The sequence below is a fragment of the Acidithiobacillus ferriphilus genome (genome assembly GCF_018854775.1).
Taxonomy (GTDB): Bacteria; Pseudomonadota; Gammaproteobacteria; order Acidithiobacillales; family Acidithiobacillaceae; genus Acidithiobacillus; species Acidithiobacillus ferriphilus.
This window is the reverse complement of record NZ_JAAZTY010000056.1, coordinates 1-3632: the sequence shown is the minus strand read 5'-3', so window position 1 is coordinate 3632 and position 3632 is coordinate 1. Positions and strand designations below refer to the sequence as shown.

Here is a 3632-nt window from a genome sequence, read left to right as displayed (position 1 = left end):
CGCGCCCGCCATGTCGATCTCCAGGTCGCGACTGAGGCGGCGACTGAGGCGGGCGCGGTAAAGATCGAGACTGCGGAAGCGCCAGTGCTGCGGACCGCTGCCCTCGGGGTGGATGACGCCGTAGCGCACCAGTTGCACGGCTTCGCCTTCAGCGCAGTGGAGCAGGGTGCAAAAATGCGGAAAATCGAAGCAGAAATCGCCCTCTTCCAGCAATTCCGCTTCGATGACGGTGATCGGTGGTGAACCCATGGGGTATCTCCTCTGTCTTCTGGTTAGCGGCGGGGATGGAAGTCGGATATCTCCGCCAGTTGGTTCCACAGGGTTTTTTCCGGCTCACTGATTTTTTTGGGGACGACAATCTGGATCACCGCATACAGATCGCCGGGTGCTTTGCCGCCAGAGCCCGGCAATCCCTTCTGGCTGAGCCGCAGCTTCTGCCCGCTGGCGCTGCCCGCCGGAATCTTCATGCGCACGTCGCCATCCAGGGTGGGTACCTCCACACTGGCGCCCAGCGCCGCCTCCCACGGGGTGATGTGCAGGTCGTGGTACAAATCGCTACCCTCTACCCGAAACCTGGGGTGTGGCTGGAACTGGATGTGCAGGTACAGGTCCCCATTGGGACCGCCGCCCATGCCCGGCGCGCCCTGCCCGGCCATCCGCAGCCGCTGACCTGCGCGGATGCCTTTGGGAATTTTGACGGTCAGGTGCCGCGCTTCCCGGCGCATGCGACCATCTGGACCCATGGTGGGCACTTCCAGGTTGATCTCGCGCTGGGCGCCATGGGCCGCGTCCTCCAGGCTGACGCGGATGGTGGCTTCGCTGTCTTCGCCTTGGTTGCGGAATCCGCCCCCCCCGCTGCCACGAAAGCCACCACCCTGCTGTTGGCGGAATATGGACTCGAAAAAGTCACTGAATCCGCCGCCCCCAAAATCGGCGCCGCCCCCGCCAAAGCCGCCCCCGGCCTGCTGTCCCCAGCCGGGCGGTGGCCGGAAATCCTGACCGGCGCGCCAGTTGCTCCCCAACTGGTCATAGGCGGCGCGCTTCTCCGGGTCTTTGAGTACCTCATAGGCTTCCTGAAGATCCTTGAAGCGGTCTTCCGCATCCTTTTCCTTGCTTACGTCAGGATGATATTTGCGCGCCATTTTCCGATAAGATGCCTTGATCGCGTCGGCGTCAGCGCTGCGTTCGACACCCAGAATCTTGTAATAGTCCTTGTATTCCAATTCATCCCCCTTATCATTGGTTATAGCAGACAGCGGCCTGACTGCAAGTCTGCTTTCACAATGCGGTCATTATGCCGTATTTTCAAGCTTGGATACCCAAACCCGAGGAGTCGCTGTGTCTGAATGGTCTGCTCTCAATCCCCGCCAACTGGAGGCGGTGACCCTGCCGCCCGGCCCGGCGCTGGTGCTGGCGGGGGCGGGCTCAGGCAAAACGCGGGTGCTGACCAGCCGCATCGCCCATTTGCTGGAAGGGGACGTACACCCCGGCGAGATCCTCGCGGTGACCTTCACCAACAAGGCGGCACGCGCCATGCGCGGGCGCCTGGATGGCATGGTGGCCATGGATTTGCGGGCCTTGTGGATGGGGACATTCCACGGCCTCGCCCACCGCCTGCTGCGCATGCATCACGCGGCGCTGGGCTTGCCCGCGGATTTTCAGGTTCTGGATGCCGACGATAGCCAGCGCCTGCTGCGGCGGGTCATGCGTGAAGCGCAGATGGATGAGAAGCAGTGGCCGCCGCGGGCCATGGCCGGGCGTATCGGTCGCTGGAAAGACGAAGGTTGGGGGCCGGAACAGGTGCAACAATATGAGGGCTTGGCAGCGGCGCTCTTCATCCCCATCTACAGCGCCTATGAAGCGGCTAAAAAGCGCTCCGGGCTGGTGGACTTCGGTGACCTGTTGCTCTACGCCCTGCGTCTCTGGGAATCTCCGGAAATCCTCGATCATTATCAGCGCCGTTTTCAGCATATTCTGGTGGACGAGTTTCAGGACACCAATGCAGTGCAATACGCCTGGCTGAAGGGACTGGCGCGGCATGGGCAGATTTTCGTGGTCGGCGATGACGATCAGTCCATTTATGCCTGGCGTGGTGCGCGAGTGGAGAATCTGCTGCGCTTCAGTGAAGACTTTGCCGGGGCACAGGTGGTGCGGCTGGAGCAGAACTACCGTTCGACGGCACCCATCCTGCAAGCCGCCAATGCGGTCATCGCCCACAACCCGGATCGTCTCGGCAAAACCCTGTGGACGGCGGAGCCGGGCGGTGAGGGCATTCAGCTCTATACGGCCTACAACGAGGTGGATGAGGCGCGCTATGCGGTGGGACGCATTCAGCAATGGCTGGAAGCCGGTGGTCGCCGCTCCGAGTGTGCCATCCTCTATCGCTCCAACGCCCAGTCGCGGGCTTTTGAAGAAGTGTTGGTGCGCGAAGGCATGCCATATCGGGTCTATGGCGGCCTGCGCTTCTTCGAGCGGGCGGAAATCAAGGACACCCTCGCCTACCTGCGCCTCACGGTAAATCGTCACGACGATGCCTCCTTTGAGCGGGTGGTGAATGTGCCGGCGCGGGGCATCGGTGCGGTCAGTGTCGAACGGTTGCGAATGTTGGCAAGAGCGCGCGGTTTGTCCCTCTGGCAGGCGGCCGGAGAACTGGGTCAGCCGAAAATCAACGCCTTCCTTAATCTGGTGGATGATCTGGCCGCGCGGACGGCAGAGACGGATCTCGGCGAGCGGGTGGAGACCGTGCTGACTCGCACCGGCCTGCGTGAGTGGCACAGCCGCGAGAGCGATCGTGCCGAGGGGCGTCTGGAAAACCTGGACGAGTTGATCAACGCCGCGCGCAGTTATGCCCAGGACTGGGCCGCCGACCCGAATCTGGGTGATCTGGTGCCGCAACCGGGGAATATGCTCTCGGAATTTCTGACTCATGCAGCTCTGGAGGCTGGGGATGGCGCTGGCGATGCCTGGGAAGACTGCGTGCAATTGATGAGTTTGCACAGCGCCAAGGGCCTGGAGTTCCCACTGGTGTTTCTGGTGGGATTGGAAGAAGGGCTCTTTCCCCATCAACGCTCTTTGGAAGACCCTCAAGGACTGGCCGAGGAACGGCGTCTTTGTTATGTGGGCATGACCCGCGCCATGCGCTTGCTGGTCATCAGTCATGCCGAGAGTCGCCGCCTGCATGGCAGTGAACGGATGACCATGCCCTCCCGCTTTCTGCGGGAGATTCCCCAGGAACTCCTGCAGGAACTGCGGCCGCGGGCGCGGATCAGCCGACCGGCTATACCCGTGCGGGTAGCGGCGCCGGATATGCCATTTCCGCTGGGCTCACGCCTCCAGCACCCGGTCTTTGGCGAGGGGATGGTGCTGGACTATGAGGCAGGTGGTCGCCAGGGCCGGATTCAGGTGCAGTTCGCCTCGGGCAGCAAGTGGCTGGCGCTGGGGGTGGTGGCTTTGGAGCGTTTGCCTTAAAAAAGGAGTGGAGCGTGATGAAAACAGGATTACGTGGACTTTTGTGCTTGTTGTTCCTGCTGTTTGCCCCTGCCGTCTGGGCGTCGGTGAATATCAATACCGCCGATGCCGCGGCACTGGATACGCTGCCGGGCATTGGTCCGGCCAAGGCACAGGCGGTGCTG

At 62.3% G+C, this 3632-nt stretch carries 4 protein-coding genes; 2 read left to right on the top strand and 2 right to left on the bottom strand.

From position 1 onward, the window contains the following. Together HF921_RS04690 and HF921_RS04685 are read right to left on the bottom strand one after the other, a co-directional pair. A partial coding sequence (locus HF921_RS04690; protein ID WP_215862073.1) for a chaperone modulator CbpM occupies nt 1–249 on the bottom strand: 249 nt, incomplete at its 3' end. A 23-nt stretch (nt 250–272) separates the two neighbouring features. Then, nucleotides 273–1223, bottom strand: coding sequence for a DnaJ C-terminal domain-containing protein (locus tag HF921_RS04685; RefSeq protein WP_215892931.1), 951 nt, complete (start codon nt 1221–1223; stop codon nt 273–275). Between the two features lie 115 nt (nt 1224–1338). Here HF921_RS04685 and HF921_RS04680 point away from each other — a divergent pair, with 115 nt between their 5' ends. Both HF921_RS04680 and HF921_RS04675 read left to right on the top strand, forming a co-directional pair. Further along, nucleotides 1339–3468, top strand: coding sequence for a UvrD-helicase domain-containing protein (locus HF921_RS04680; RefSeq protein WP_215862071.1), 2130 nt, complete (start codon nt 1339–1341; stop codon nt 3466–3468). Between the two features lie 17 nt (nt 3469–3485). Beyond that, on the top strand, nt 3486–3632 hold a 147-nt coding region (locus HF921_RS04675; RefSeq protein WP_215893399.1), incomplete at its 3' end, for a ComEA family DNA-binding protein.